Below are 25,260 nucleotides of genomic sequence, written 5' to 3'. Positions count from 1 at the left end.
AAGTCCAAGATTTTGTGAATCTTTGTGCCTAAATCGCGTTATACAGGGGAATTTATGAGAGTATGCTACTGAGCATTTGTAGTCTCTCAGGGTTGAGTTCACAACCCTACTGCTTACCCAGATTTTGAGTCAGCAGTAACTTAATTGTTCTTAACTTATCACAATCATACAGGTTTGCGCCTAGTCTTGTACATAAAGAATAGGTATAAAACTCCAACCTGCCTATTTATATCAATATCAGAAAATTTACAATTTGACACACCTTTTCTCAGAAATCGCCGATATTTAGGGTGGACAGGTAAATTGTCTCAAAAGTCAGGGAGTGGGGAGTAGGGAGTGGGAATAAGTTATTTTCTTGTTTGGTTGCGTCCAAACTGGGGGACTGAATTTCAAAATTAGACCTGTAGCGGATTGATCAAAGGGTTTGTGAAAAGCCACTTGCACGGGTTGCTGGTGTCATCTCTAACATGATGGCTACTCCCTACTCACCACTCCCAATTCCCTGTTTTCCTGGGAAGTTGCAATCTGGGTACTAGTCTGTCAAACTGGGAAGGAGGGAAATTAATCAATTTAAGTTATTAAGTTAAGGCTTTTAAAATGGCTGTTTCTGCAACTGAAACCTCAAATAATCAAATTTTGCGTCAACAAGTGTTGGGTTCGCGTCGGTTGAGCAATTACTGGTGGACTTCAGTTGTCACAATTGGTGCAACTGGATTTTTGCTGGCATCCATATCTAGCTACTTGAAAATAAATTTACTCATAGTGTCTGACCCTACCCAGTTGATTTTTTTCCCCCAAGGGTTAGTGATGGGTTTGTATGGCGTTGCGGGTCTGCTTGTTGCTATTTACCTGTGGTTGACAATCCTGTGGGATTTAGGTGGTGGCTACAATGAATTCAACAAAGAAACAGGAGAGATGAAAATTTTCCGCTGGGGTTTTCCTGGTAAGAATCGGCAAATCCTGATTGAAGGAAAAATCCAAGATATCCAATCGGTTCGGGTTGAAATCAAAGAAGGACTGAATCCCAAGCGATCGCTATATTTACGGGTGAAAGGTCGGCGCGATATTCCCTTGACTCGGGTGGGTCAGCCTTTGTCACTGCAAGATTTGGAAATTCAAGGTGCGGAGTTAGCACGGTTTTTAGGTGTACCTTTGGAAGGAAAAGGTATTTAATCTGGGTTTGTGTCCAGCTCGGTAAGTTTTCTGTTTATCGGTTTGCCTGGAAATACTAAGTCGTGATTGAACAGCAAATTATCGAGCGCCTAGGTATTAATATCGAACGCTTTTTTGAGGATGTGGAGCGAAGTCTTGATCGGCAACTGCTCTCGGAACGGGACAAGCAAATGATTGGTCTGTTTCTATTGGGAAAGCGACGTAAGCAGGTTGCGGATATAATTCACCTGAGTGATGCGGAAATTGGAAATCGACTCTCAAACCATATTTATCCGAAAATTGCCCATTTGATGCAAATAGAACAGGGGGAGATTGCGAATAATTGGACATTGATTCTGAATTTTCTGCTTGATGCTGGGAATGGGTATAAACTAGAACCCCCTCCGGATTTAAATAGCGACCATTTTCAGGGTAGCTTCGGAGGTCAGGTGTTTTTGCATCCGAGTCATCCACAAATAGCTCAACTCCAGATTAGAGCTACCCAAAGGTATCAGCAGGGATTTTACTACCAAGCTTTGTTATTCTTTGCCAAAGCCTGGTATGGGGAGCAGCAACGCTATGGTAGGGGAAATCCGGAGATTGGTATCTACCTGAATAACTGTTTACTGGAAACCCAACGAGCATTTTTGCAGCAGAGGAATATCATAATTTATACCTTGGCAGTTGTTGTTCCCTTCTACCACAATCAAGGTGCGATCGCTACAGAAATTTTGCGTGGAGTGGCACAAATTCAATCCATTGTTAATTATCAGCATTTTGATAGAACCCCATTAGGGATGGAGTTTTTTCCGGAACAAAACCCTTGGGAGTCTTTATTTTCCATCTGTGGTGATAGTTCTCTCCCCATTGGTCGCAGGATTGCTCTGCGGATTATGGTTGTCAATGATACTAACAACGTTTATGCTCCCTACAATCAAACGGCGGAAAAGCTAGCAACCTTAGCTGATGAGATAGAATTAGTGGCTGTGGTGGGTCATTATTCCAGTGAAATGACTCAAGCTGCCCTCAAATTTTACAATGGGAAAGGTATTGTGCTGGCGAATGCTTCCAGTACCTCCAATCAACTTTCCCACCTGGAAGATAGTATTGGTTTTTATCGACTCACTACCCAAGATCGAATTAACGCAGCTTACCTAGTTGAGTATTTAGTTAACACCCTAGTCAAGGGCAAAATCGCGATTATTTACAATGAAAATAGCAGCTACAGTTGTTCCTATCGTCATTCTGTGAAGGAAAATCTCGCCAAGTATCTCCATTCCTTAGAACTGCACTCTGAATATGGACAGCTAGGGGGAGATATTTACCATCTTCAGAACTTTCTCCAGAGGATTCAAGGACAGGTTGATGGAATTGTCTTGATTCCGGACGGGGGAATCGAACCCAACTCCCTTCACAATATTGGTTTGGTTAGCAGATTAAGTTTAAGTCGATGTTTGATTGCTGGTTCGGCAACCTTTTATCAGGAGAATGTGCTGCACTGGATGCAAGAACGGGATTCGTCTGAGTTTTCCCGAAGGTTAATAGCCTGTATTCCTTGGCATTGGGACAGTCCAGAGAATGGGTGTAATGGTAAAAATACTGTAGCCCAGGCCTTTTGTCAACTGGGAACTAGGTTGTGGGGGAGCAGAAACTTAACTTGGCGCAGTGCTACTGCTTTTGATGCCATCTTACTGATTCTCAAATCCTTGGAAAGACATTCACCGCAGCAAAAATTGCTCGTAGAAATGCGCCAATTTTTCAAAGTGCAACATCAAAGCATCCAGGGGGTGACTGGGTTGCTCCAGTTCCATGAAAATGGCGATCGCGTCTGTCCTCCTGTGGAAATTGTCACAGTTGCTCGCAATCAAGTATCTCACCCTAAATCCGCTACAGACAATATATCCCAGGAATGGCAATGGCAACATTTGCGATCGCACGAATTTAAAAACACCTAATCTCCCCGTCTACCTTGATCCAGAGGAGTAGGAGCAAGCCTTAATTAGCCTTAATTAACGTTAATCCAAAAGGGTACTGTGGTAATTTTGCCTTGACGCTGAAATTGTAGCCACATCTTGTAAGTACCTTTTTGCGGTAGTTGGGATTGAAATTGAATTTCAGATTTTGTTTCTGTATTTAAGGAATGGACGTGAATATAGTCATTAGCTGTCAGGGGTGATGAACTGCGTATAATTACTAAATGGGCTTGTCTGCCTAGGTATGTTTGCAAATCAGTAACTGGTTTTTTACTAACTGTATCAATCAAACTAAAGCTAAATTTACTTTGCTGTCCCGATTTGAGTTGGGAGGGGGAAGTTTTGAGTTGAACTTTTGTATTCCCTACGGTTTGGGTATCTGAGAAGGTTTCTAAACTGCTGGGAAGGGGAACATCACCGGGAATACTAATTTTTTCCACTGAAACCTGTTCCCTTTGTCCAGAGGGTTGGTAATCTGTAAATAAAGTGTAATTCCCTGGTGCAGGAAAATCATGTTTAATGGCAAATTTACCCTGTCCCTGATAGTCGGGGTGAATATGATTAAAGAAGCGTAAATCATCACTCACCACAATCATATGCATTGGCTTTTCTTGGGGGGTGGCAAATTTTTCCACTGGTTTTCCAGCTTGATTTTTAACTTGAATTTCTAGGGGTACTCCCTGGGTGGAAGAGACTTGTGGTGTGGAGGTTAATTTGGCTGTGGTGGTTTCTGGGGGTGAAGGTGACTGACTAGTTGTTCCCTGGTGATTGTGTGTACTATCTAAGGAAATTGGGGGAGTATTATTTTTAATACTTTTTTGAATATTTGCATTGTCCGATGTTGGGTTTTGAGCTGGTTGTTCTGGTTGGTTTCCACACCCGTGGACAACCAGTAATCCCAGAGCGACTGCAAGTTGTACCACTACTAATTTCATAAACTAAATGGATCATCTCAGGTTTTTGAACAACCCATGATTACATATAAGTTTACTGAATGTCCTGGGAATACAAAGTAAAATATTACACCAATATATTTGCGGTATTTGATAATTATTCAAAGACAACGGTTTTATTGTCGTAAACTAACACGCGATCGCGCAAATGTAAACGTACAGCCCGCGCGAGGACGACCCGTTCTAGGTCTTTTCCCTTGCGAATCAAGTCTTCTACCGTATCCCGGTGACTAACTCGTACCACGTCCTGTTCAATGATTGGACCTGCATCTAAATCGGCTGTCACATAATGAGCGGTTGCACCAATGATTTTCACACCCCTTTCAAAAGCTCGATGGTAGGGATTTGCACCGACAAATGCTGGTAAAAAGGAGTGATGAATATTAATAATCTGGGGGAACTTGAGGATAAAATCACCACTCAATACTTGCATGTACTTTGCTAAAACCACCAGGTCTATTTGGTAATCCTTTAACAGTTGTAATTGTTTGGCTTCCTGTTCGGCTTTGGTTTCTTTTGTAATTGGTATGTGGTGATAGTCAATCCCGAATTGTTCTGCTACGTATCGTAAATTTTCGTGATTACTGATAATCAGGGGTATTTCCGCAGAAAACTCACCAGCACGATGTCGCCAAATCAAATCCCACAAACAATGATCCTGTTTACTCACCCATATGGCTATACGCGATTTCACATCGGAGAAATGCAATTCCCACTTTGCATTCAAAGGTTGAGCGATCGCATTAAAAGCTGGTGCAATCAGTTCCCGTGACAGGTTAAAACCTGCTAGTTGCCACTCAATCCGTGTTAAAAATAATCCCGCAGTAAAATCCGTATGCTGATCTGCATGAATTATATTACCACCGTTAGCATAAATAAAATTAGCAAATTTAGCAACTAGTCCACGCCGATCGGGACAAGAAATCAGTAACGTTGCTGTCGGAATCGACATGATTTTCCTTTACTCCAGTGCCAAATCATCACCTAAGAAAGTATATCGGAATCCGCTCGGATTATTTATGCAAGTTTCAACTGTTCACCAAAATTTCAACAATGGGTATAAATAAAAACCTTAGCAAACTTTCTATGGGCTGATTAGGCGATCGCTTGCGTTTTCTTGTAGAGCGTAAAAGATAAAGTCGGATTCATATATACAGTAGAATCCTCAATAATTGAGGATAAATTCAGTAATTTCCAGGTTTACGGGATAACTTTGATAATTACCTTATAAGTACAATCACACTAGACAAAAAGGAATTAATATTATTAATTTTAAATGGGAACTTGTTGATTTTCTCAGCAAAATCGACCAAACAACTAACTAGCCTAGGTCGATGTTCAAAGGAAGCGCTGAGTCATATAATACAAGTAATTTTGGTTTCCAGCTCCAGTGACTACCCCTCACCAGGTATGTAAAGCATGATTCATGTGACTCAAATCTCTATCATGAAACTGGGCAATATTGATATCGGCAGTTCATAATATAGTTAATAATATTTAAACTCTTCTTATTTTCCCTATTCAATCAAATCATACCAAATTATTTTTTCACCATGATTTATCTATTATTTGGATTTTATATCTTGATAGCACTACTCCTATTAAAGGAGTGGACTGTTTTTTTTGATACAGATAAAGAGATGAGTGTGCAAATGCGCTTTTTTTCCCAAATCATCCTCATCTTTGCAACCATACTCTGGCCTTTCATTGTTCCCTTTGCCTATCGTGAATTACTGAAATTCCATCAGAAACACAGGGAAGTGATTAGATTGTTAATAAATTTACCCGACCTCAAAGTGATAGATACTGAAAGATTATTAAAACCAACAAATCCAACACCTAACCTCAGTAGGGAATAGTAAAGACGCGATATATCGCGTCTCCAAATATATCTTGTCTCCACATATATCCCGTCTCTATATCTTGCAAGGGATTGAGGAAGTTTTAGTCGCCAAAAATGCTTTCCAAGTAGATATGTAAGACGGAAAAACCTGGCATTTATAACTTTTGGGGGTCCTGTGAAAAGTGGAATAGTTGGGTTAAAACCATTCCCTGTAGAGACGACCATCGGGTCGTCTCTAATCCCTGTTCCCTACCTTCAGGAAAAGACTTCCCCAGACCCTAAATAACTCTCAATAAACTGGGGATAGCATGGATTGCCGGGAATTGTTCAATTTCGGTTAAAGCTTGGCGTAAATTGCCTTCACGCACGTCATGGGTGACAACAACAATTTCGGCGAATTCTCCTTGTAAACCTGTTTGGACGATGGATTCCAGACTAACTTCGTGGTTGCCAAAACAAGTACCTAGTTTACCAATGACCCCCGGTTCGTCTTTGGTTAGGAAACGAACATAGAACCTGGTCACCAGGTTGTCGATGGATGTAACGCGACTGTATTGTTCGTGGGAACAGGCAAATAGGGGGTCTAAAATTAATTCCGTATTTGTATCGCTGGCTTTTTGGGCTTTAATCCGTGCCACTAAGTTCATAATATCAGAACAAACGGCGCTGGCGGTTGCTCCTGCACCTGCTCCTGGTCCGTAGAGCATGACTTTCCCTAGGGGTTCTCCCTCCACCAGGATAGCATTAAATACTCCGTTAATGCTCGCTAGGGGATGGTCATTGGGAAGCATGGTGGGGTGGACACGGACAAATAGGTCGGGGGGAGCGCTATGGGAACTGGGGGTATTTTTGTCAACTCGATTGGCGATCGCTAACAATTTTATCGTAAATCCCAGCTTTTCGGCATAGGCGATGTCGGTTTGACTGACTTGACGAATTCCTTCACAGTAGACTTCTTCCCGCTTCACCCGTCCCCCAAATCCCAAGGATGCAAGGATGGCGATTTTATCTGCCGCGTCCCAACCATCTACGTCTGCGGTGGGGTCTGCTTCAGCATACCCTAATTTCTGGGCATCTGCTAAGACATCGGCAAAGTCACTGCCTTCGGTTTGCATCCGGGTCAAGATATAATTGGTTGTACCGTTGACAATGCCGGTTATAGCTTGAATCCGATTCACACTTAAGGACTGCTTCAGGGGTTGAACTACGGGAATCCCTCCCCCCACAGCTGCTTCCAACATCACATATACCCCAGCTTGATTTGCAGCCGTAAAAATTTCATCCCCAAACCGGGAAATTACCGCCTTGTTAGCTGTCACCACATGTTTTCCGTGGGCGATCGCTTGTAAAATCAATTCCCTAGCTGGTTCTAAACCACCCATCAATTCCACAATAATATCTATCTGGGGGTCAGTGACAATCGCTTCTAAATCTGTTGTCAAAATGCGATCGCTAAATGTGACGGGTCGAGGTTTATCCAGCGATCGCACACCAACTCGACAAATTTCAATTTCCTGTAACAGAGGATTACGACCAATCCCATCCTGTAACAGCTGTACAGTACCGACACCAACCGTACCGAAACCAAGAATACCTAACTTTACACCCACAATTTTGACACCAATTTCAATAAACCTATTAGAAGCCAAGTATGGCAGAAATTTCGACCAAAAAACCATAGGGTGCAGCACTAGCCACACCCCATAGTATTTTATTCAATTTTTACACATCGCTTTGATTGCAAACCCAGTATACAGTGAGATATTAACAGCACTCAAACAAACTAATTCTAGTAATTTTAGTAAGTTTCTACGTGCCAGCGACCCGCCTTCTTGAGTTCTTTTTGATAATCACTCCAGGTTACGCCTTCTTTGGCTGCTGCTGCTGTCAAAGCCGCATCGATACCATCTTCCATGCCTCGCAAACCGCAAATATAAGTATGGGTTTTCTCGTCTTTGATCAACTTCCACAACTCATCTGCATGTTCCGCAACACGGTCTTGAATGTACATTCTGCCACCCTGAGCATTTTTCTGCTCACGGCTAATGGCGTAGGTCAAACGGAAATTATTCGGGTATTGCGATTGCATCGCCTCCAACTGCTCTTTGTATAAAATGTTCGCAGTTGTGGGAATCCCGAAAATCAACCATGCAAAACCTTGGAATTGATAATCGGTGTTAACAGCTTTTTCTCTAGCTTCAAACATCCGCCATAAATAGGCACGCATGGGCGCAATCCCTGTACCCGTTGCCATCATAATCACATTGGCATCCGGATCGTCAGGTAACAACATTTCCTTACCTACGGGCCCAGTAATTTTGACTTCATCACCGGGTTGCAGATTGCACAAATAGGTCGAACAAACACCATACACGGTTTCCCCTGTCTCAGGATGTTTGTACTCTAGCTGACGCACACACAAGGAAACAGTTTTATCATCGACATCATCCCCATGACGAGTTGATGCAATGGAATATAATCTTAATTTCTCTGGTTTACCGTTTTTATCCAAACCCGGAGGGATAATTCCAATACTTTGTCCTTCAATGTATTTTAAATTACCACCGGATAGATCAAATTTCAGATGCTGAACCTTACCAATTCCACCTGGAGACACCAACGCTTCGTTAGAGATACATTTGCCAATAAATGGCGCATTCGGGCGATAGATGTTTACAGGAACGTCAGCGTGCGCACCTTTCTTGGCTTTCGCTTGAGTCATGGTGTTGCCTTCTTTATCTTGTTTCGCTTCTAACTTCGATGTGGCTTTACCATTCCCTTGATTGTTCCCACTTGCCGTTGATACCGAACCATTCGATGCTGCACTACCGTTAGGACTATCGAATAAATCAACAGGATAAATGTTCACAATCTTGCCGCCGAGGCGAGCGATACGCCGCATTTCTTGATTCATGCGGTTGTAAGGTACTCGGATGAAAACGCTGCCACTTTTGCGAATAGGGTAGTTTGTCGAAACCGAGTCTTCACCCTGACGCAGACCCACTACTTCGTAGAGGAAGAGACGACTACCTGATGCTGTAATCGCAGCACCATCAACCGTACCTTGATTGTACATTTCGCGTTACCACTCCGATGTCTAATTAACCGTTAATCTCAAAAATCTTTCTCAAGATTACCGCTATAGGCGTACATCCTACAACTACTGCGATCGCATTCACTGCCAAAATTTAACTCAAAATTTAAATTTTGTTGCGAACCGATTGTCTTGAGAAATCAGCATTTATACCATTCTTAAATGGATCATGCTGAAAGCTTATACACTCGCCACGGACAGGCAGGTATGGCAAAAACACACCTGTTCACCTTCTAAGTTAGAGGATATGTCGGTCGGAGAATGTTAATAATGAATCAATTTAAGCTTTTTTTTGCTTGAACCGTTCCGAATAATTCGGAAATTCACCTATTTACAATGATTACATTGCGACTACCCCTATGGGGTAAGCAATGTCGGATACAAACTATTAAAACACTATTTTGAAAAATTTTGAATGGTCTATCTATGATTGTGCCGAAAATCGAGTGAGTAGGAAGTCAAAGGAAATCATTTGCATACATTCTGGTGTCATATCATTTCACTAAAATTTTGATACATTTAATGAGGTGGGTGGTGAAAATTGTCGTTGAAATCAGGGAGTAGAGACGACCCGTCGGGTCGTCTCTACGCCGAATGGCCGGTTGTATTGCGGTTTTATGTTTAATTGCACCTACCTACTTACTCCCCCTGCTCCCGGAAGTTCCCGGTCAGGTATCAACACCTAAATAAAACGGTATAACCATTACATGTAGGCGACTCCCCATTGACAAGCTAGCATTTGACCACATGAATTCTGAAGCGTTTGTAGTTGTGGCTCTAGCTCCGAAAAATCTTTACTTTAAGGTCCTATACCCCTACCTCTGGAGATTTCCCCGTTTCCTCTGAATTGAAAATATTTTCTCTCAACACACTTGGTATTTTGATTTAGCTTCCGATTATACTAAATAAATAGTGTATCAGAGAAAATAATCCCGTCAAAATGCTCCATTAGGGTTTTTTTGTTAACTGGACTGTTTTTCTCTTGCCAACGGCTGTCGTTGGATTGAGCGATGGTTGATGCATCTGTTTTGCGTCTGATAGCCATTTAAATCAAGCTTGTGATTGATACCTCGTTCTGTTACAATTCGATGTATCACTAAGATTATATACTTATCAGCAATCAATTTAAAGGGTTAAAGTTAAGCGTAGATTGGCTATGCTTGGCCGTGTTCGCTTGCTCATATTTTAATTTGAGTGCTGTTGGGTGGCAAGGACGCAAGATTAAGCCAACGGGATAAGCTCCTGGCTTCTAATAAATTGTTTTGCAAACGGATTTTGCAAGAATATATTCAACTGACTTGATTTGTAGTAGTTTCGAGGAGATATATGAGCAGTAAGCCAGAACGGGTGGTGCTAATAGGAGTTGCTGGAGACTCTGGTTGTGGTAAATCTACGTTTTTGCGTCGCCTGAAGGATTTGTTTGGTGAGGAGTTAATGACAGTCATTTGTTTAGATGACTATCATAGCCTGGATCGGAAACAACGCAAGGAAACAGGTATTACAGCCCTTGACCCCCGCGCGAATAATTTTGACCTGATGTATGAGCAAATCAAAGCGCTCAAAGATGGTCAATCGATTATGAAGCCAATTTATAACCATGAGACTGGGATGATTGACCCCCCAGAGTTAGTGGAACCCAATCACATTGTTGTGGTGGAAGGTTTACATCCTTTATATGATGAGCGTGTACGGGAGTTAATTGACTTTAGCGTGTATTTTGATATCAGCGATGAAGTCAAAATTGCGTGGAAAGTGCAACGGGATATGGCGGAACGTGGACACACCTATGAGGATGTAATTGCTGCCATTAATTCCCGTAAACCCGATTTTCAGAAGTATATTGAACCCCAGCGAGAGTTTGCGGATATAGTTCTGCAAGTGCTACCCACAAACTTGATTAAGGGAGATACGGAAAGGAAAGTATTACGGGTGCGGATGTTACAACGCGAGGGTAAAGAAGGGTTTGAACCAGTTTATCTGTTTGATGAAGGTTCAACAATTCACTGGACACCCTGTGGACGTAAGTTGACCTGTTCCTACCCTGGTATGCAAATGTACTATGGTTCTGATGTCTATTATGGACGGTACGTGTCTGTGGTGGAAATCGATGGTCAATTCGACAATTTAGAAGAAGTAATTTATTTGGAAACCCATTTAAGTAATCTTTCGACTAAGTATGAGGGTGAAATGACCCACCTGTTGCTACAACACCGTGAGTATCCTGGTTCTAACAATGGTACTGGTTTATTTCAGGTGTTAACAGGCTTGAAGATGCGTGCAACTTATGAGCGTTTAACATCACAGGAAGCGAGAATGGCCGTTAAGGTATAATTGTTTGAAATATCCTCAATTTTCACATTGGGAATTTAATTGATAGTCTTGATTTTTTGTACCGAAAGGAGTTTTTCTTTTCGGTCTTTTTTTTGAGGATACAGGAGAGAAGTCGAGTTTTTGAATTGAACCTCACCCCAACCCCTCTCCAGAATGGAGAGGGGCAGAAAAATCTCTCGTTTTCAACCAAAAATAAATGCTTTCAAAACCTCTATTCCTTTGGTGGAAATATTTGGAGAGGGGTTCATGGAATTCGTTGTCGCTAGCTCTCTCCCTAGGAGTAGTCACGTAGGTCGATTTAGGGTATGAAGTAGGGGAAATAGCTAGTTTTTTTGGCGGAGATTGGTTAAACTCTCAGAATTCTGATGTTGAGTCTTTTGATTTCTAGAATTTTGATAGTTGAGGTTGGGTGATAGACGTGGGTAAACAGATGAATGTAATCTCCAGAATTCGCTTAGGTTTAGCTGTGAGTATTGCCAAGAGTGTGACCACCTTAGTGCGATCGCTGAAATTAGGAGCAGCGAGTGTATTACCAGGTGCGATCGCGCGCAAAATAGCACCACAGGTTTTGGAGTTGTTAAGTCAACAGGTACAGCAGGGTGTAATTTTGATTGCAGGGACAAATGGGAAAACTACGACTTCCTTGCTATTGCGGGAAATTTTGCAACGGAAGGGTTTTCGAGTTGCGCATAATTCCACCGGAGCGAATTTAGAAAATGGTCTAGTGACGGCTTTAATGGAAAGTGCGGATAGTTTTGGGGGGTTGAAGGTCGATTATGCGATTTTGGAGGTAGATGAGAATATCGTTCCCAAGGTGTTAGCACCGATTCAACCCCTAGCAATTTTATGCTTGAATCTGTTTCGCGACCAATTAGACCGTTATGGGGAAGTGGATACAATTAGTAAACGCTGGACAAAAGCGATTTCCACTGATGCACCTAATACTACCGTCATTACCAATGGGGATGATCCGACCCTATGCTATTTGGGACAGCAATTGTCTCAAAATGTGATCTTTTTCGGTTTGAATGAACCAAGCAAATATTTAAAAGCCATACCCCACGCAGTCGATTCGATTTATTGTCCCAGTTGTGGACATTCCCTGGATTACGAAGGTGTGTACCTATCTCACCTCGGTAACTTTAGCTGTCCCCAGTGTGGTTTTCAACGTAGTCAACCCCAGCTTGATAGTAGTCAATGGTCACAAATTCTCGTCGGTATCTATAACAAATATAATACCCTCGCAGCTGCCACTGCGGCGATCGCTCTTGGGGTGGATGAGAAAACCATTCGTGAAACCATTCCCACCTTCCAAGCTGCATTCGGACGTGCAGAAGAATTAAATATCAATGGCAAACAGGTGCGGATTCTCCTATCCAAAAATCCCGTTGGTACAAACGAAACCATTCGGGTTGTCACAGAAAGTGAAGATAAAACCACTTTATTGGTATTAAACGACCGAGTACAGGACGGTGAAGATGTATCCTGGATTTGGGATGTGGATACGGAACCCTTAGTGGAACGGGGAGGGACTTTGATTGTCAGTGGCGATCGCGTTTACGATATGGCGTTGAGACTACGTTATAGTGATACGAATGTTAACCCTAATTTTCAATTGATTGTGAAAGAAGACCTACGGGAAGCGATTAATACAGCTTTGGAGTATACCCCTGCGAATCAAACCCTACATATTTTACCTACTTACACAGCCATGTTGGACGTGCGGGAAATATTGACAGGGAAAAAGATTAGATAGCATTAATTTTGATGGGGTAAAAAAAGGCACGTAGTAATACTTTAGCGCCTTATAACATCCTGTCTCCCCATCTACTGTTGCTCCCTCACTCCCTCACTCCTGTATCCTATATCCTGTATCCTTAAACTCAAACCTGCGATGCAAATTCTCTGGGAAACCGCTAAAACTTACGAAGATATTCTCTATCACAAGGCTGATGGAATTGCCAAAATTACGATTAATCGTCCCCACAAACGGAATGCCTTCCGTCCAAAGACGGTTTTTGAACTTTACGATGCCTTTTGTGATGCACGGGAAGATAGGAGTATTGGTGTAGTTTTATTTACTGGAGCCGGACCCCATACTGATGGAAAATATGCTTTTTGTTCCGGTGGAGACCAAAGTGTTCGGGGTCACGCGGGTTATTTAGATGATGATGGTACACCCCGTTTAAATGTGTTAGATTTACAGCGTTTAATTCGCTCCATACCGAAAGTTGTAATTGCACTGGTTGCGGGGTATGCGATTGGGGGTGGACATGTTTTGCATTTAATTTGTGATTTAACTATTGCCGCCGATAATGCAATTTTTGGTCAAACAGGGCCAAAAGTTGGTAGTTTTGATGGTGGGTTTGGAGCAAGTTATTTAGCACGAATTGTGGGGCAAAAAAAAGCGCGGGAAATCTGGTTTTTATGTCGTCAATATAATGCCCAGCAAGCTTTAGAAATGGGTTTGGTAAATACGGTTGTGCCGGTGGAACAGTTGGAAAATGAAGGGATTATTTGGGCACAAGAAATATTAGAAAAAAGTCCGATTGCCATTCGTTGTTTGAAGGCTGCTTTTAATGCGGATTGTGATGGTCAAGCGGGTTTACAAGAGTTGGCAGGAAATGCGACGTTTTTGTATTATATGACTGAGGAAGGGGCGGAAGGAAAACAAGCCTTTTTGGAAAAGCGGAAGCCGAATTTTCGTCAGTATCCGTGGTTGCCTTAAAAAGGCTATAATTTGGGTTTTTCCGCAACACATTTATGTAGAGACGTAATATATTACGTCTCTACATACTAAAAAAATCCAAAATCTAAAATCCAGCGACTGTCTCAATAAATTGTTTTCGTTTGGGTATTTGAGACTTTTGCTGGGAAACTAATTTAGATTTGCGATATTTGCTAACGATGCGTTGTCCAGTCAGATAATTCTCACTGGTCAAAGTTTCATCTCCGGTTGCACGGTCAAAATCGCGGACATCCTTACCAATTAATACAAGTCTTTGGGAAGGTTTATCTAACCAAAAACGATGAACGATTTCGTTGGCAAATCGAGAACCAGTTAATTGGGAGACCGTAATCACTCCCTTTTGGATTTTAATATCAGTGCTTGGGGTTCCATCGACTCCAGAAATAGCACCACCGCAGCTTGCACATAATAGGAACTTATTGGCCACTGCTAAACGGCGTAAATTACCATTTGCTTGCTTGAGTAAAACCACAAAAGCACGAGCGCGCTCCTTTGTTGTATCCGATTCAATTAGGGTGAATGCGGTATCAGGAATGCGATCGCTATTTATATCCCCTTCAATTCGCTCTTGAATTTTCCAGCCTTTGGGGACAAAATCTGAAACCGCTTTCCCTTGTCTGGGGACTAAATTCGGGTCAATGGGTCGTACTGATTGGGCTTTTACCCCTGTCACCATCATTAAAGATAGGGATACCGATAGGATAGTTACATCAAACCACGGTCTGATTTTTCTGGGATTCATAAAATTGGCATGTTAAGAATTTTATGTATAGCAGTCGAAGTAGGGCTTGTGAGTAAAACGGTATAAGTATTCACAACGGTGACTGAAAGCTGACTAATTAACAAGGGTATCACGTAACAACTGGGCCAATTTGTCCGCGCTATCGGGTAAGGCGATTTTTTTGGCATTTTCACCCATCACCTTTAGGCGATCGCGTTGTGTTAACAAGTTTAAAACTTCTTGAGTTAATGTTTCCGCACTAAGTTGGGATTGGGAAAACATCACAGCCGCATCGACATCGGTGAAAACCTTGGCATTATAGGTTTGGTGGTCTTCGGCTGCATAGGGATAGGGTATTAATATCGCTGGTGTGCCACAAATTGCTAACTCCGTTAAACTCCCCGCACCAGAGCGACTAATGGCTAAATCCGCACGCTGTAACAGGGCTGCCATATTATCATAGAAAGGCAAGCGAATATACTGAGAGTGTTGTAGCGAATCTGCCTCCGGGTCATTATCTCCCGTCAAGTGGACTAACCAAGCACCTGCGGCAAACCATTGGGGGGCACACTCCCGGACTAACTTATTGACAGCCACCGCACCTTGACTACCACCAAAGACGACAATTAAGGGTACATCACCGGGAATCGGTAAATCTAAAGTGTTAATACTACCAGGGTCGAGAAATTGCGATCGCACGGGTGTACTCGTATAAATTGTCCGAGCGCGAGGTAAATATTTCGCCGCCACGTCAAAACCAACTGCCACAACCGTACACCAAGGACCAAAAAAACGTGTTACTTTTCCAGGTAAAGCATTTGACTCGTGTAAAATAACGGGTAAACCAAGGGAACGGGCTGCAATTACCGATGGTCCAGCAATATAGCCACCAGTGGTAAATACACCTTGAAAATTACCTTGTTTTAACAATCGACGAACTTGTAACACCGAACCGACAAGTTTACCAAAAATAGTCAAAGACTTGAGACCAAATCGTTGCTGAAATCCCTCGACTTCAATCGTATTCAGCTTATACTGTTTGGGTACAAGCTGAGTTTCCAAACGATTTGGTACACCTAACCACTCGATATCATAATCTGGTAACTGCTGGGCAACTGCGATCGCAGGAAATAAATGCCCCCCAGTCCCACTTGCAGCTATTAATAATTTCTTGGGTGCGTTTGCCATCAAACCTATACCATCCGTGTGCCTAGCTTAATTAAGATAAAACAAATTCCCTGATTTCTGTAGTCAAATATCTCACCTATCAGCAATGTTTAACCTAACTAATGTATTTTTCCGCTCCTCTAGTTCATTCCGTCCCCAACCCCAATTGACCAAACAACTGATTTTTTTCACACTTACACTAATTTCCATCTCCGGATGGCAGTATACAAGAGCTAACGCTCAACAACAGCCCCCCGCACAATTACAAAACTTAATCGCCCAAATTGATAATGCTGCCAACAAAGGCGATGTCAAAGGAGTCATCCAACACTACAGTCCCAACTTTACCCATACCGACGGACTCAACCGTCAACAAATGGAACAAGCCCTGACCAGTCTTTGGAAACGGTATCCTCGACTACGTTACAATACCACAATCCAATCCTGGAAAAGCGAAGGGAACACAATCACAGCCGAGACAATCACCAAAATATCAGGATTACCTTCCAGTAACAGAAATAATTTTGCCCTCAATTCTACAATTCGTTCCCGTCAACGCATCGTCGGTACAAAAATCGAATCCCAAGAAGTTTTATCCGAACGCACCCTAATTACTGCGGGAGCAAAACCTCCTCAAGTAGAAGTCAAAGCTCCCGAAAAAGTTAAAGTTGGTCAGCAATTCAGTTTTGATGCCATCGTTCAAGAACCAATGGGGGATGATTATCTATTAGGTACTGCCCTCAATGAACCAATTCAACCGGAAAGGTTCTTAAACCCCACCTCCGTAGAATTACAATTACTTAACGCCGGAGGATTATTCAAAATCGGTCGCGCACCCAATAACCCCGGTAGCCATTGGCTTTCTGCCGTCATTATGCGCGGTGAAGGAACCACAATGGTGACACAACGTATACAAGTTGTGAAGTAATCATACGCTGATTTTGGATTTCGCTCATTCCTACGCTCTGCGTAGGAATCCATAAGGCAAGACTCTCGAATCAGAAAACAGCCCTTGGAAGCGGCTGTTTTCCAAGCTAGTCCTTCCCCACTCCCGATTCCCAAACAAGTAATTTGTCATCCAGAGAATACAGCAAATATGCTGTGGTATGATACGCTCTATTTTGCATTCGACAGAGTGAGGTAGGTAATTTCGATGACAAAGTTGCGGGTTGGCTTGTTATTTGGTGGACGTTCGGGAGAACATGAGGTTTCAATTGTATCGGCACGGGCAATTTGGAATGGATTAAAAACTGGCAGAAATCAAGAAAAGTACGAAGTGATTCCGTTTTATATTCAAAAAGATGGGATTTGGCAACCGGAATCAATTGCTCAAGAAGTTCTCAGCACTGGAAAACCCCTCGAAAACACTAACTATCCAGGGAACCGATGGCAATTTCCTCCCCAAGTAGCCAATATTGACGTGTGGTTTCCGATTCTCCACGGTCCAAATGGTGAAGATGGGACAATTCAAGGTTTACTCACATTGATGCAGGTTCCCTATGTTGGTTCAGGTGTGCTGGGTTCGGCTGCGGGTATGGATAAAATCGCTATGAAAACCATATTCTCCCAAGCGAATATTCCCCAAGTTAATTATATGAGTGTGACCCGTGAGCAAGTTTGGTCGAATCCCTGTGTGTTTCCCAAACTCTGTGATCAAATTGAAGCCAATCTGGGATACCCCTGTTTTGTCAAACCAGCCAATCTCGGTTCCTCTGTAGGTATTGCCAAGGTTCGCAACCGTCAAGAGTTAGAAACAGCCCTGGATAATGCCACAAGCTACGACCGGCGGATTATTATTGAAGCGGGTGTGGTAGCGCGAGAAGTGGAATGTGCCGTGTTAGGAAATGAACACCCAAAGGCTTCCATTATTGGTGAGATTACCTATGATGCGGATTTCTATGATTATGAAACAAAATATACTGAAGGGAAATCAAATTTACTAATACCAGCCCCCCTTCCAGAGACTGTAAGTGAAAGAATTCAGGAGTTGGCAGTACAGGCATTTGCAGCAATCGATGCTGCTGGTTTAGCGCGGGTTGACTTTTTCTATGTGGAAGCGACTGGAGAAGTTTTAATTAACGAAATTAATACCCTACCGGGATTTACTGCCACTAGTATGTATCCCAAACTGTGGGAAAAAACGGGTGTTCCTTTCCCAGAATTGGTGGATCAGCTGGTGCAGTTGGCTTTAGAACGCCACCGTTCTCCAGAATCGGCATCAAAATAGTACTTAACGGGGGAGAAAATAAGGATTGATTGACATACTCCCCCTCAAGTGTGGAGATTCTAAGAGGATGTTTTAAAAGTCTATTTTAATACCTGAATTATCGTTTTTGGGAATAGGGAGTAGGCAATAGGGAGAGACGGGACATGTCGCGTCTGTACTCTCGAAGGAAAAATCTGCTTTATAACCCCATGTCCAGAGTCTGGACGATAGTCAAAATAGTGATAATTAATACTTGACAAACAACCTCTAAGTCCCAATAGCAATTGCAGACCAATATCTAACATCAGTTAACAATCAGTTAACACCCTAACCGTTATGGTACTCTAACATACAGAAAGCCGTCCTCCAATAACCTTGCTCTAGACCTAGTTTTTTTGGTAAACCCCTATTTTATTTGGGGAGGTAGAAAAATAGATTTTGGGATTTGAGTGTCATTAGCTACTCAGTAACGACGAATATCATTGTTACATGTCACCTAAATAGCAAAAAAATAATACCTGTATTTGGCAATTTGCTACGGATAGTATGGGTGTAACTCCTCCGGTACAATCTAATGATTGGAGGGGTTAATGTGGATTTTTATGGAAAATAAGCAAAACTTACACCAGGAAACGTCCGCCCGTCAAACCACGATAGGTGATTCTCCGTCTGTCAACTCCGTAGTGAAGGGGGAGACGGAGAAGGCGAAAAACACGACATCGAAACCCAAGGCAATTATAGATTTTTCCATCCGTGTACTGACTTATTGTCCGTGGTTGCCGATTACAGCGCTGCTATTAGTATTCATTGGTAGTGGGATGCTAGCCCTGTACAGTTTAGGTAATGTCGGGAAGGATGAAACGCCCAAAGCCGAGGAACTAGTGCCGACAGATGGTCTGGAGGAGATTCCAGCACCATCACCCCAGGAAGATGGAGACCCGATTCCCCTGTGGATGGTGTTTGCGATCGCCATTAGTTGTGCGGGTGGATGTGTTCTGATTTTGCGTTTGATTCGTCCTGCGCGTCCATTGGATGGGAAGGGGAAACCAGTTAATCGTTATCAAGCAAGGATGGCACAACGTCAACAACCGAATTTAACTGTACGCCAAGTTCCAAAAACATCCCTTGTGGTTCCACCTAAATCCACAAGTCCCCAACGCCAGTCCTTTATAGTTCCCCAAGCAAATTACTTACAAAAACCATATCAAACGCCGATTAATTCAAAATCCTATACCAAGGTGACTGTTTCCAAGTCAAATCCATCTTCCCCTCCCCCAGAAGAGTCTTTGGCTGATTCTTTGGACCTACGCAAGCAAAGTCCCCTTTCTTCTATTCTCCGACGGGATTGATGGTGAGGAGACAGGATACAGAAGATAATTGTAGCGAACGTAAGTCAGCCAAACGATTTCCTCTCACCTTCTAGCCTGGATACTCGTGGGAAACAAAAGGTACAGCAACCACTTCTGCGGGGATATTTTCGATGCTAACTTTGAGACCAACTCCACCCACTTTACTACGGATATAAGCCAAACCAAAATATCCGTCGGGGGTGGGAGTAAGACTGGTGAGTTTTCCGACTTTTTCTTCCGCGACATAAATATCACTGGGTACGGAAACAGGTTTATCTAGTTTAATTCCCCAAAGAAAGGTTTTTACACCTCTATAAGTATTTAGACGGGCAATGGTTTCCTGACCGATGTAGCAACCTTTCGTAAATGAGACGGTTTGCCATAGTCCTACTTCCAGGGGGTTATAATCCTCTGTTAGTTCCTGGTCGGGGACGGGACGACCTTGGATAATTCTCAAGCTTTCCCACGCAGTTTCATCCATGACCGTTGCTCCTGCACTGAGAATTTTTTCCCATACCTGGGTTTTCTGTGTAACTGGACAAATTATGTTATACCCGTGGAGAGCTAAATCTGTACCCACTCCCATGCGTATTTGCTGTTCATTTAATATATGTGTACCATTGGGTTGACCAATTAATTCTGCTCCACCAAGTTGACGAATCACCCCATCGCTATCGGGTCCAATGAGGGTTAATAAAGCCGTATCTGGGGTGACATTCACCACTTGAACGCGGTCGGCAAAGAAGATATATCTATCTAGCCATTGCAATAGATATTCGCAGCGATTGGGGGAGACAATTAGTAATACTGTATTATCAGTAACATAGGCTGTAGCCAGGTCGATGGTACGAGCGGTAGAAGTAACGAAAACCGTTTCACATCCTTGACCTGGTTGTAGAGATTGGAAATCGTTGGTACTTTGATTGTGGAGAAACCGTAAACGGTCATTATCCCTAACTTCGATCCGTCCCCAATGGCTGCGATCGCAAACAGCGAGGGTTTGTTTTGCAGCAGCGATCGCGTCCATTTGTTCCGGTGTTAATGCAGATATTGTCATGGTGTCGAATTTACAGATCATCTCGTGTCCGGTAATATGACCATCATAAAACAAGCTGAAAACCTTTGCTTCTTACCATCTATCCGACAGGATCAGCGAACGGCGATCGCCTGTGTTCTCGACAAGTGTATGAAAGGACATGATATTAACCATTCATTTGGGGTTGCGATACAAGTATTGAGTGTAAATACGGTGACAAATAGTTAAAGTTACGACAAAGTAGTCCCCATACCCTTGACAGTCACCGGGAACAACAGGCAAGCTAATCGGGAAGCCGTCATCAGAAAAATAAAGAAATTCTGGTTTGCTAGTGTTAGCATAAGCTAGTGAAGTGCGCCTTCACCCATGAAAATCCAAATATATATTGAGGAATCATTTAATGGTTGCAACATCTCCCCGATTAGAGCACGAGGTTAAAGACCTCGCCCTAGCTACCTTGGGAAGACAGCGCATCGAGTGGGCTGGTCGAGAAATGCCAGTTCTCAAACAGATTCGCGATCGCTTTGCCAAAGAAAAGCCCTTTGCGGGTATCAAAATTTCCGCTTGTTGTCACGTCACTACAGAAACTGCCCATCTGGCGATCGCTCTCAAAGCTGGTGGTGCGGATGCATTATTAATTGCCAGCAATCCTCTGTCCACCCAGGACGACGTAGCTGCAAGCTTAGTAGTCGATTACGGTATTCCCGTATTCGCCATCAAAGGTGAGGATGACGCAACCTACCACCGTCATGTGCAAATCGCCCTAGACCACCGTCCTAATATCATCATCGACGATGGTTGTGACGTAGTAGCCACCCTAATCCAACAGCGTCCCCATCAAATCGCTGACCTGTACGGAACCACCGAAGAAACCACCACAGGTATTGTCCGCTTGCAAGCGATGTTAAAAGATGGTGTGTTAACCTTCCCAGCCATCAACGTCAACGACGCAGATACAAAGCATTTCTTCGATAACCGTTATGGTACTGGTCAATCCACCCTCGACGGTATCATCCGCGCAACTAACGTCCTCCTCGCAGGTAAAACCGTAGTTGTCGCAGGTTACGGTTGGTGCGGTAAAGGTACAGCCATGCGCGCTCGCGGTTTAGGTGCGAATGTAATTGTCACCGAAATTGACCCCATCAAAGCCATCGAAGCAGTTATGGACGGCTTCCGCGTATTACCAATGGCAGAAGCAGCACCATTAGGCGACCTATTTATCACCGTTACCGGAAATAAACACGTAATCCGGGGTGAACACTTCGACGTGATGAAAGATGGCGCAATGGTTTGTAACTCCGGCCACTTCGATATCGAAATCGACCTCAAAACCCTAGCAAGCAAAGCCAACGAAATCAAAGAAGTTCGTCCCTTTACCCAAGAGTATAAATTAAATAACGGTAAATCCGTAGTTGTACTCGGCGAAGGTCGTTTGGTGAACCTCGCAGCAGCCGAAGGCCACCCCAGTGCAGTTATGGACATGAGCTTTGCCAACCAAGCAATGGGTGCAGAATACCTAGTTAAAAACAAAGGTAAATTGCAACCCGGTATCCATTCCATCCCTGCGGAAGTTGACAAAGAAATCGCTCGCTTGAAGTTGCAAGCAATGGGTATTGTCATTGACACTTTGACGGATGAGCAAATCGAGTACATCAACTCCTGGACTTCGGGAACTTAATGTTTTTTGAATCGTGATAATTAGGGGTTTTTAAAAACCTGCTAGTTACTAAGAAATAGTCTAATTTGATTATTTTGTTTTTGAGGATGGGCATAGCTCATTCTCTTTTTGTTAGCCATTTCATTTAACGTGAATTCGACGAATTATAAACGCTACAATCCCTGTGAATCAATGATTTTAAAAGTTAAGGTTTAAAGTAACATCATCCATTAGTTGAGAACAAAGTCCATAACTGACTGATTCCAGGTTTAATGATTTTATTCTCAACATTATACTTGGAGGTTTTTAAAAACTTCTATTTTCTACGAATGCTACTGGACAGGAGTTTCAGGCTTTATAAATCATCGAACTCACGTCTAGTTAAAATGCCAAATTTATTAGTGCGCCTCCATTAAACCAACGCCAAGTCTATTTCTGATTACTTATAAATATAGTTATTATAAGATTCCCCGTCCTTCTCTCCGCCTCAAATAAGCAGCTAATTGAGCCGGTGACTTCAACTTGACAATTTGTTGACATCCAAAATGAGGACACGCCAGAAAAAACATATCCAGGGCAACACCTGAATGATTACGTTTTTCCCTTAAAATCATAGGCACATTATGAATTGGGCATAGTATATCATCATCTTTTTCCTTAATATGGTATTTGATTCGGGAAACAATTGATTTCTGAATAGAAGTATCATTAAATATTATAGATAAATCTTGGCTTGAAACTTGGAATTCAAAAATATTAGAACGATGAAGAAGACCTACATCTTTAGTTGTAAATTGTTGTGTATTTTTGCATTGTACAGGGGGATTATTGTAAAAACCAGTGCAAGCCCAAAAGAAGTCATTAAGTTGGCAAATACTGCCATCTAAACGCTGTTTAGATTGTAAAATCATGGGTCTACCACAACTACATTTTTTATCCAGAACTACTTGACCCATATGAAATTGTAATATATGAGTCTTGTCACTTTTTAATTGAGAAGTTTCAAAATTTTCAGGACTTACACACTGTTCATCTGCTATTTCCATCGATTTCAGTTTTTGATATTCACTAAACTTCTCAGAACGTAATAGCTCTAATTCTTCTTTGCGTTCCTCATCTTGTCGAGAAGAATAACCATCGAAGTTTACCTTTCTCTCTAGTTCAACAAACTCTGAATCAATAATCTCAAGTTCATTGATAACATCTTTAGAAGCTTTATTATATGAGCGGGTATTTGAATTAGTATAATTATGTTCATTTTGCCATTTTGAGACGCGCTGATGAATCTCGTGTATCGCGTAACGAACAATTTCTATCGTTGCAGTTCTGACAAACTCACTAATAATAATAGTACCAATATTAAATATTGCATCTAACATAATTAGAATGAACAAATATGTTTATCTGATGTTTTCGTATACATTGTAAAACCCAACAATTGAATATTAATTAATAATCATTTGTTGGGTTAAGTTACACTTAATTCAATCTACACCAATCTATTTATTCTTACCGCCCCCAAAAAACTTATATATCCCGTATCCAACCCCAGCAGCAACAGCAACAGGAGCAGCAGCAACTACCACAGTACCAGCGATCGCACCACCACCAACAACGCCACCAATACCTGCTAGTGTACTCATGATTGCCGCACCAGATGCACCTCCTGCAACTGTAACCATACCAGCACCAGCAACACCAGCAGCAGCAGCAATATTTGTAGCTGTTCTAGCAGCAGAACGAGCATCCCGTTCTTCTCCAGATAAATTTTCTTCGTCCTTAAACAAAGTATTATTAAGTATCTTTGCCCCAGCATAAGCAGGACCAGCAGCTAGTACAGCAGGAGCAGCAGCCATCCCACCACCAACAACACCACCAGCAGCAGCTAAACCGGAAGTAATTCCCGCACCTGAAGTTGCAGCAACAGATAAACCCGTAGCAGCACTAACAGCAGCACCAGCAGCAGCACTAGTTTCAGCAACAGCTTTTACTACTTTTAAATCACTACCAATTATTTTTTCCACTGCTTTGTCAGCAACTTCTTTGGCAATATCTTCAAAATCCATAAGTCAATCTTTTTTTAGTTAAATCAGAATTTTTTTAATTGTATTTATAATTATACGTAGTCAGAGAAAAATAATGTGATTTTAATCACAGACTTTTAAGTGTCTATATGTAAAACTTTTGCAACGTTAGTTATTCGTTGTGTCAGTAGGTGTTGGTTCGGAAGTGTGAAGCTTATGCAACGGAAGTCTTTCGCTGTTTTATTAGGTGTTAGTTCGGAAGTGCGATCGCTCTAGTTGTAGTGATGAGATTACGATCACGCTGATTATTGTGTTGGGATGGCGATCGCGTTTCGTTACGGATTTGGGTGCGATCGCTATTTTTTTATGTACTAGTTTGAATTGTGCGATCGTAATGGTACGTAGCGACTATCTGAAATGTCAAAAGCTTCAACAGCAGAACAAAAAACGCAATTTTTCTTTTTATGTGTCTGGTTTAGCAAGCCCTATTTAGCCATCAATTTAGTCCGTATCGATGAGCGCACAGGAAATGTTATTCTCATTGCTGGAGATGAGAATATCATAGAGATATATCCCAATAAAAAATGGAGGTATGTAGCATGAGCAAACCTGATCTAAAAGCAATGAGCCGCAAAGAACTACATACTTATGTTCTCACTCACCGAGAAGACAAAGAAGCTTTTCAAACATATGTTGATCGTTTACATACAGAAGCAACCTGGATCGAAATGCCTGCATTAGAATTACCAGAAGATTGAGAAAAATATCCAGAATTTATCGAACGTACTAAAAAAAGCATTTAGTAGTAAGGTTAGGGTTATCGTCAGATATTGCAAATCGATGTACTCAATGAAATGGCATGAACTACCATTCTCGAAGGAAAAATCTGCTTTATGACTCCATGTCCAGAGTCATGACGATAGTCACAATAGTGATAATTAATACTTGACAAACAACCTTTAATATCGTTTACGCCAATGCTTGCTACATATCAGGAGCTGTAAC

General features: G+C 42.2%; 23 protein-coding genes. 13 read left to right on the top strand and 10 right to left on the bottom strand.

Annotated elements, in window-relative coordinates:
- The first annotated feature begins 597 nt into the window (after positions 1–597).
- Both CDC37_RS01300 and CDC37_RS01295 read left to right on the top strand, forming a co-directional pair.
- Entirely contained in the window at positions 598–1,173 is a 576-nt protein-coding gene (locus CDC37_RS01300) for a photosystem I assembly protein Ycf4 (RefSeq protein ID WP_096620128.1), read from the top strand.
- A gap of 62 nt (positions 1,174–1,235) precedes the next feature.
- On the top strand, positions 1,236–3,107 hold the full coding sequence (locus CDC37_RS01295; RefSeq protein WP_096620127.1) for an ABC transporter substrate-binding protein: 1,872 nt from the start codon (positions 1,236–1,238) through the stop codon (positions 3,105–3,107).
- Positions 3,108–3,157: 50 nt separating this feature from the next.
- On the opposite strand, the gene CDC37_RS01290 is transcribed toward CDC37_RS01295, so the two are convergent.
- Positions 3,158–4,060, bottom strand: a complete 903-nt coding sequence (locus CDC37_RS01290) for a hypothetical protein (RefSeq protein WP_096620126.1) — start codon at positions 4,058–4,060, stop codon at positions 3,158–3,160.
- 115 nt (positions 4,061–4,175) lie between these two features.
- On the bottom strand, positions 4,176–5,030 hold the full coding sequence (gene purU, locus CDC37_RS01285; RefSeq protein WP_096620125.1) for a formyltetrahydrofolate deformylase: 855 nt from the start codon (positions 5,028–5,030) through the stop codon (positions 4,176–4,178).
- 688 nt (positions 5,031–5,718) lie between these two features.
- On the opposite strand from purU, the gene CDC37_RS01280 reads away from it, so the two are divergent.
- Positions 5,719–5,937 (top strand): hypothetical protein, encoded by a 219-nt coding sequence (locus CDC37_RS01280; protein ID WP_231943181.1) that lies wholly within the window; start codon positions 5,719–5,721, stop codon positions 5,935–5,937.
- A 262-nt stretch (positions 5,938–6,199) separates the two neighbouring features.
- On the opposite strand, the gene CDC37_RS01275 is transcribed toward CDC37_RS01280, so the two are convergent.
- From CDC37_RS01275 to CDC37_RS23865, 3 genes are all read right to left on the bottom strand, one after another.
- Positions 6,200–7,531 (bottom strand): homoserine dehydrogenase, encoded by a 1,332-nt coding sequence (locus CDC37_RS01275; RefSeq protein WP_231943180.1) that lies wholly within the window; start codon positions 7,529–7,531, stop codon positions 6,200–6,202.
- Positions 7,532–7,719: 188 nt separating this feature from the next.
- The gene (petH, locus tag CDC37_RS01270) at positions 7,720–8,997 is read right to left on the bottom strand and encodes a ferredoxin--NADP reductase (RefSeq protein WP_096620122.1); all 1,278 of its coding nucleotides are present in this window, start codon (positions 8,995–8,997) and stop codon (positions 7,720–7,722) included.
- Positions 8,998–9,916: 919 nt separating this feature from the next.
- Positions 9,917–10,060 carry a hypothetical protein gene (locus CDC37_RS23865; RefSeq protein WP_157780619.1) on the bottom strand — a complete coding sequence of 48 codons (144 nt, stop codon included), beginning with the start codon at positions 10,058–10,060 and terminating at the stop codon, positions 9,917–9,919.
- Between the two features lie 281 nt (positions 10,061–10,341).
- On the opposite strand from CDC37_RS23865, the gene CDC37_RS01265 reads away from it, so the two are divergent.
- The 3 genes from CDC37_RS01265 to menB all read left to right on the top strand — a co-directional run bounded on the left by CDC37_RS01265 (position 10,342) and on the right by menB (position 14,074).
- Entirely contained in the window at positions 10,342–11,346 is a 1,005-nt protein-coding gene (locus tag CDC37_RS01265; protein ID WP_096620121.1) for a phosphoribulokinase, read from the top strand.
- 430 nt (positions 11,347–11,776) lie between these two features.
- The gene (locus CDC37_RS01260; RefSeq protein WP_330220825.1) at positions 11,777–13,102 is read left to right on the top strand and encodes a Mur ligase family protein; all 1,326 of its coding nucleotides are present in this window, start codon (positions 11,777–11,779) and stop codon (positions 13,100–13,102) included.
- A 138-nt stretch (positions 13,103–13,240) separates the two neighbouring features.
- The gene (gene menB / locus CDC37_RS01255) at positions 13,241–14,074 is read left to right on the top strand and encodes a 1,4-dihydroxy-2-naphthoyl-CoA synthase (RefSeq protein WP_096620120.1); all 834 of its coding nucleotides are present in this window, start codon (positions 13,241–13,243) and stop codon (positions 14,072–14,074) included.
- 85 nt (positions 14,075–14,159) lie between these two features.
- On the opposite strand, the gene CDC37_RS01250 is transcribed toward menB, so the two are convergent.
- Both CDC37_RS01250 and murG read right to left on the bottom strand, forming a co-directional pair.
- Positions 14,160–14,837: a hypothetical protein gene (locus CDC37_RS01250; RefSeq protein ID WP_096620119.1), complete on the bottom strand. Its 678-nt coding sequence runs from the start codon at positions 14,835–14,837 to the stop codon at positions 14,160–14,162.
- Positions 14,838–14,930: 93 nt separating this feature from the next.
- Positions 14,931–16,004 carry an undecaprenyldiphospho-muramoylpentapeptide beta-N-acetylglucosaminyltransferase gene (gene murG, locus CDC37_RS01245; protein ID WP_096620118.1) on the bottom strand — a complete coding sequence of 358 codons (1,074 nt, stop codon included), beginning with the start codon at positions 16,002–16,004 and terminating at the stop codon, positions 14,931–14,933.
- A gap of 85 nt (positions 16,005–16,089) precedes the next feature.
- On the opposite strand from murG, the gene CDC37_RS01240 reads away from it, so the two are divergent.
- From CDC37_RS01240 to CDC37_RS01230, 3 genes are all read left to right on the top strand, one after another.
- Positions 16,090–16,911: a nuclear transport factor 2 family protein gene (locus CDC37_RS01240; RefSeq protein ID WP_231943179.1), complete on the top strand. Its 822-nt coding sequence runs from the start codon at positions 16,090–16,092 to the stop codon at positions 16,909–16,911.
- Positions 16,912–17,136: 225 nt separating this feature from the next.
- Positions 17,137–18,210: a D-alanine--D-alanine ligase family protein gene (locus CDC37_RS01235; protein ID WP_096620117.1), complete on the top strand. Its 1,074-nt coding sequence runs from the start codon at positions 17,137–17,139 to the stop codon at positions 18,208–18,210.
- 581 nt (positions 18,211–18,791) lie between these two features.
- Positions 18,792–19,538 (top strand): hypothetical protein, encoded by a 747-nt coding sequence (locus tag CDC37_RS01230; RefSeq protein ID WP_157780618.1) that lies wholly within the window; start codon positions 18,792–18,794, stop codon positions 19,536–19,538.
- Between the two features lie 70 nt (positions 19,539–19,608).
- Here the strand turns inward: CDC37_RS01230 and ygfZ are convergent, their stop codons facing one another.
- The gene (gene ygfZ / locus CDC37_RS01225; protein ID WP_096620115.1) at positions 19,609–20,595 is read right to left on the bottom strand and encodes a CAF17-like 4Fe-4S cluster assembly/insertion protein YgfZ; all 987 of its coding nucleotides are present in this window, start codon (positions 20,593–20,595) and stop codon (positions 19,609–19,611) included.
- 36 nt (positions 20,596–20,631) lie between these two features.
- Between ygfZ and CDC37_RS23860 the strand changes: the two genes are divergently transcribed.
- Positions 20,632–20,802, top strand: a complete 171-nt coding sequence (locus CDC37_RS23860) for a hypothetical protein (protein WP_157780617.1) — start codon at positions 20,632–20,634, stop codon at positions 20,800–20,802.
- A 172-nt stretch (positions 20,803–20,974) separates the two neighbouring features.
- Positions 20,975–22,252, top strand: coding sequence for an adenosylhomocysteinase (gene ahcY / locus CDC37_RS01220; protein ID WP_096620114.1), 1,278 nt, complete (start codon positions 20,975–20,977; stop codon positions 22,250–22,252).
- 437 nt (positions 22,253–22,689) lie between these two features.
- Here ahcY and CDC37_RS01215 read toward each other — a convergent pair whose 3' ends face one another.
- The gene (locus CDC37_RS01215) at positions 22,690–23,610 is read right to left on the bottom strand and encodes a hypothetical protein (RefSeq protein WP_096620113.1); all 921 of its coding nucleotides are present in this window, start codon (positions 23,608–23,610) and stop codon (positions 22,690–22,692) included.
- Positions 23,611–23,730: 120 nt separating this feature from the next.
- Positions 23,731–24,297, bottom strand: coding sequence for an RNA polymerase subunit sigma-24 (locus CDC37_RS01210; protein WP_096620112.1), 567 nt, complete (start codon positions 24,295–24,297; stop codon positions 23,731–23,733).
- 375 nt (positions 24,298–24,672) lie between these two features.
- Between CDC37_RS01210 and CDC37_RS01205 the strand changes: the two genes are divergently transcribed.
- Together CDC37_RS01205 and CDC37_RS24640 are read left to right on the top strand one after the other, a co-directional pair.
- The gene (locus CDC37_RS01205) at positions 24,673–24,858 is read left to right on the top strand and encodes a DUF6888 family protein (protein ID WP_096620111.1); all 186 of its coding nucleotides are present in this window, start codon (positions 24,673–24,675) and stop codon (positions 24,856–24,858) included.
- Positions 24,855–25,013 (top strand): DUF6887 family protein, encoded by a 159-nt coding sequence (locus CDC37_RS24640; RefSeq protein WP_172892738.1) that lies wholly within the window; start codon positions 24,855–24,857, stop codon positions 25,011–25,013. Before CDC37_RS01205 ends, CDC37_RS24640 begins: the two co-directional genes overlap by 4 nt.
- Positions 25,014–25,260: the final 247 nt, after the last annotated feature.

Source organism: Calothrix sp. NIES-3974, assembly GCF_002368395.1.
Taxonomy (GTDB): domain Bacteria; phylum Cyanobacteriota; class Cyanobacteriia; order Cyanobacteriales; family Nostocaceae; genus NIES-3974.
Note: the sequence above shows the minus strand (reverse complement) of the source record. Positions and strands in the feature narration are given on the sequence as shown.

Bases quoted from the DNA above. Each gene is read 5' to 3' on its own strand.
- CDC37_RS01210 (WP_096620112.1), bottom strand. From the start codon at position 24,297: ATGGATTTTGAAGATATTGCCAAAGAAGTTGCTGACAAAGCAGTGGAA.
- purU (WP_096620125.1), bottom strand. From the start codon at position 5,030: ATGTCGATTCCGACAGCAACGTTACTGATTTCTTGTCCCGATCGGCGT.
- CDC37_RS01250 (WP_096620119.1), bottom strand. From the start codon at position 14,837: ATGAATCCCAGAAAAATCAGACCGTGGTTTGATGTAACTATCCTATCG.
- menB (WP_096620120.1), top strand. From the start codon at position 13,241: ATGCAAATTCTCTGGGAAACCGCTAAAACTTACGAAGATATTCTCTAT.
- ygfZ (WP_096620115.1), bottom strand. From the start codon at position 20,595: ATGACAATATCTGCATTAACACCGGAACAAATGGACGCGATCGCTGCT.
- CDC37_RS23865 (WP_157780619.1), bottom strand. From the start codon at position 10,060: ATGGCTATCAGACGCAAAACAGATGCATCAACCATCGCTCAATCCAAC.
- petH (WP_096620122.1), bottom strand. From the start codon at position 8,997: ATGTACAATCAAGGTACGGTTGATGGTGCTGCGATTACAGCATCAGGT.
- CDC37_RS23860 (WP_157780617.1), top strand. From the start codon at position 20,632: ATGACCATCATAAAACAAGCTGAAAACCTTTGCTTCTTACCATCTATC.
- CDC37_RS01235 (WP_096620117.1), top strand. From the start codon at position 17,137: ATGACAAAGTTGCGGGTTGGCTTGTTATTTGGTGGACGTTCGGGAGAA.
- CDC37_RS01290 (WP_096620126.1), bottom strand. From the start codon at position 4,060: ATGAAATTAGTAGTGGTACAACTTGCAGTCGCTCTGGGATTACTGGTT.
- CDC37_RS01240 (WP_231943179.1), top strand. From the start codon at position 16,090: ATGTTTAACCTAACTAATGTATTTTTCCGCTCCTCTAGTTCATTCCGT.
- CDC37_RS01215 (WP_096620113.1), bottom strand. From the start codon at position 23,610: ATGTTAGATGCAATATTTAATATTGGTACTATTATTATTAGTGAGTTT.
- murG (WP_096620118.1), bottom strand. From the start codon at position 16,004: ATGGCAAACGCACCCAAGAAATTATTAATAGCTGCAAGTGGGACTGGG.
- CDC37_RS01280 (WP_231943181.1), top strand. From the start codon at position 5,719: ATGAGTGTGCAAATGCGCTTTTTTTCCCAAATCATCCTCATCTTTGCA.
- CDC37_RS01205 (WP_096620111.1), top strand. From the start codon at position 24,673: ATGTCAAAAGCTTCAACAGCAGAACAAAAAACGCAATTTTTCTTTTTA.
- CDC37_RS01230 (WP_157780618.1), top strand. From the start codon at position 18,792: ATGGAAAATAAGCAAAACTTACACCAGGAAACGTCCGCCCGTCAAACC.
- CDC37_RS01260 (WP_330220825.1), top strand. From the start codon at position 11,777: ATGAATGTAATCTCCAGAATTCGCTTAGGTTTAGCTGTGAGTATTGCC.
- CDC37_RS24640 (WP_172892738.1), top strand. From the start codon at position 24,855: ATGAGCAAACCTGATCTAAAAGCAATGAGCCGCAAAGAACTACATACT.
- CDC37_RS01265 (WP_096620121.1), top strand. From the start codon at position 10,342: ATGAGCAGTAAGCCAGAACGGGTGGTGCTAATAGGAGTTGCTGGAGAC.
- CDC37_RS01300 (WP_096620128.1), top strand. From the start codon at position 598: ATGGCTGTTTCTGCAACTGAAACCTCAAATAATCAAATTTTGCGTCAA.
- ahcY (WP_096620114.1), top strand. From the start codon at position 20,975: ATGGTTGCAACATCTCCCCGATTAGAGCACGAGGTTAAAGACCTCGCC.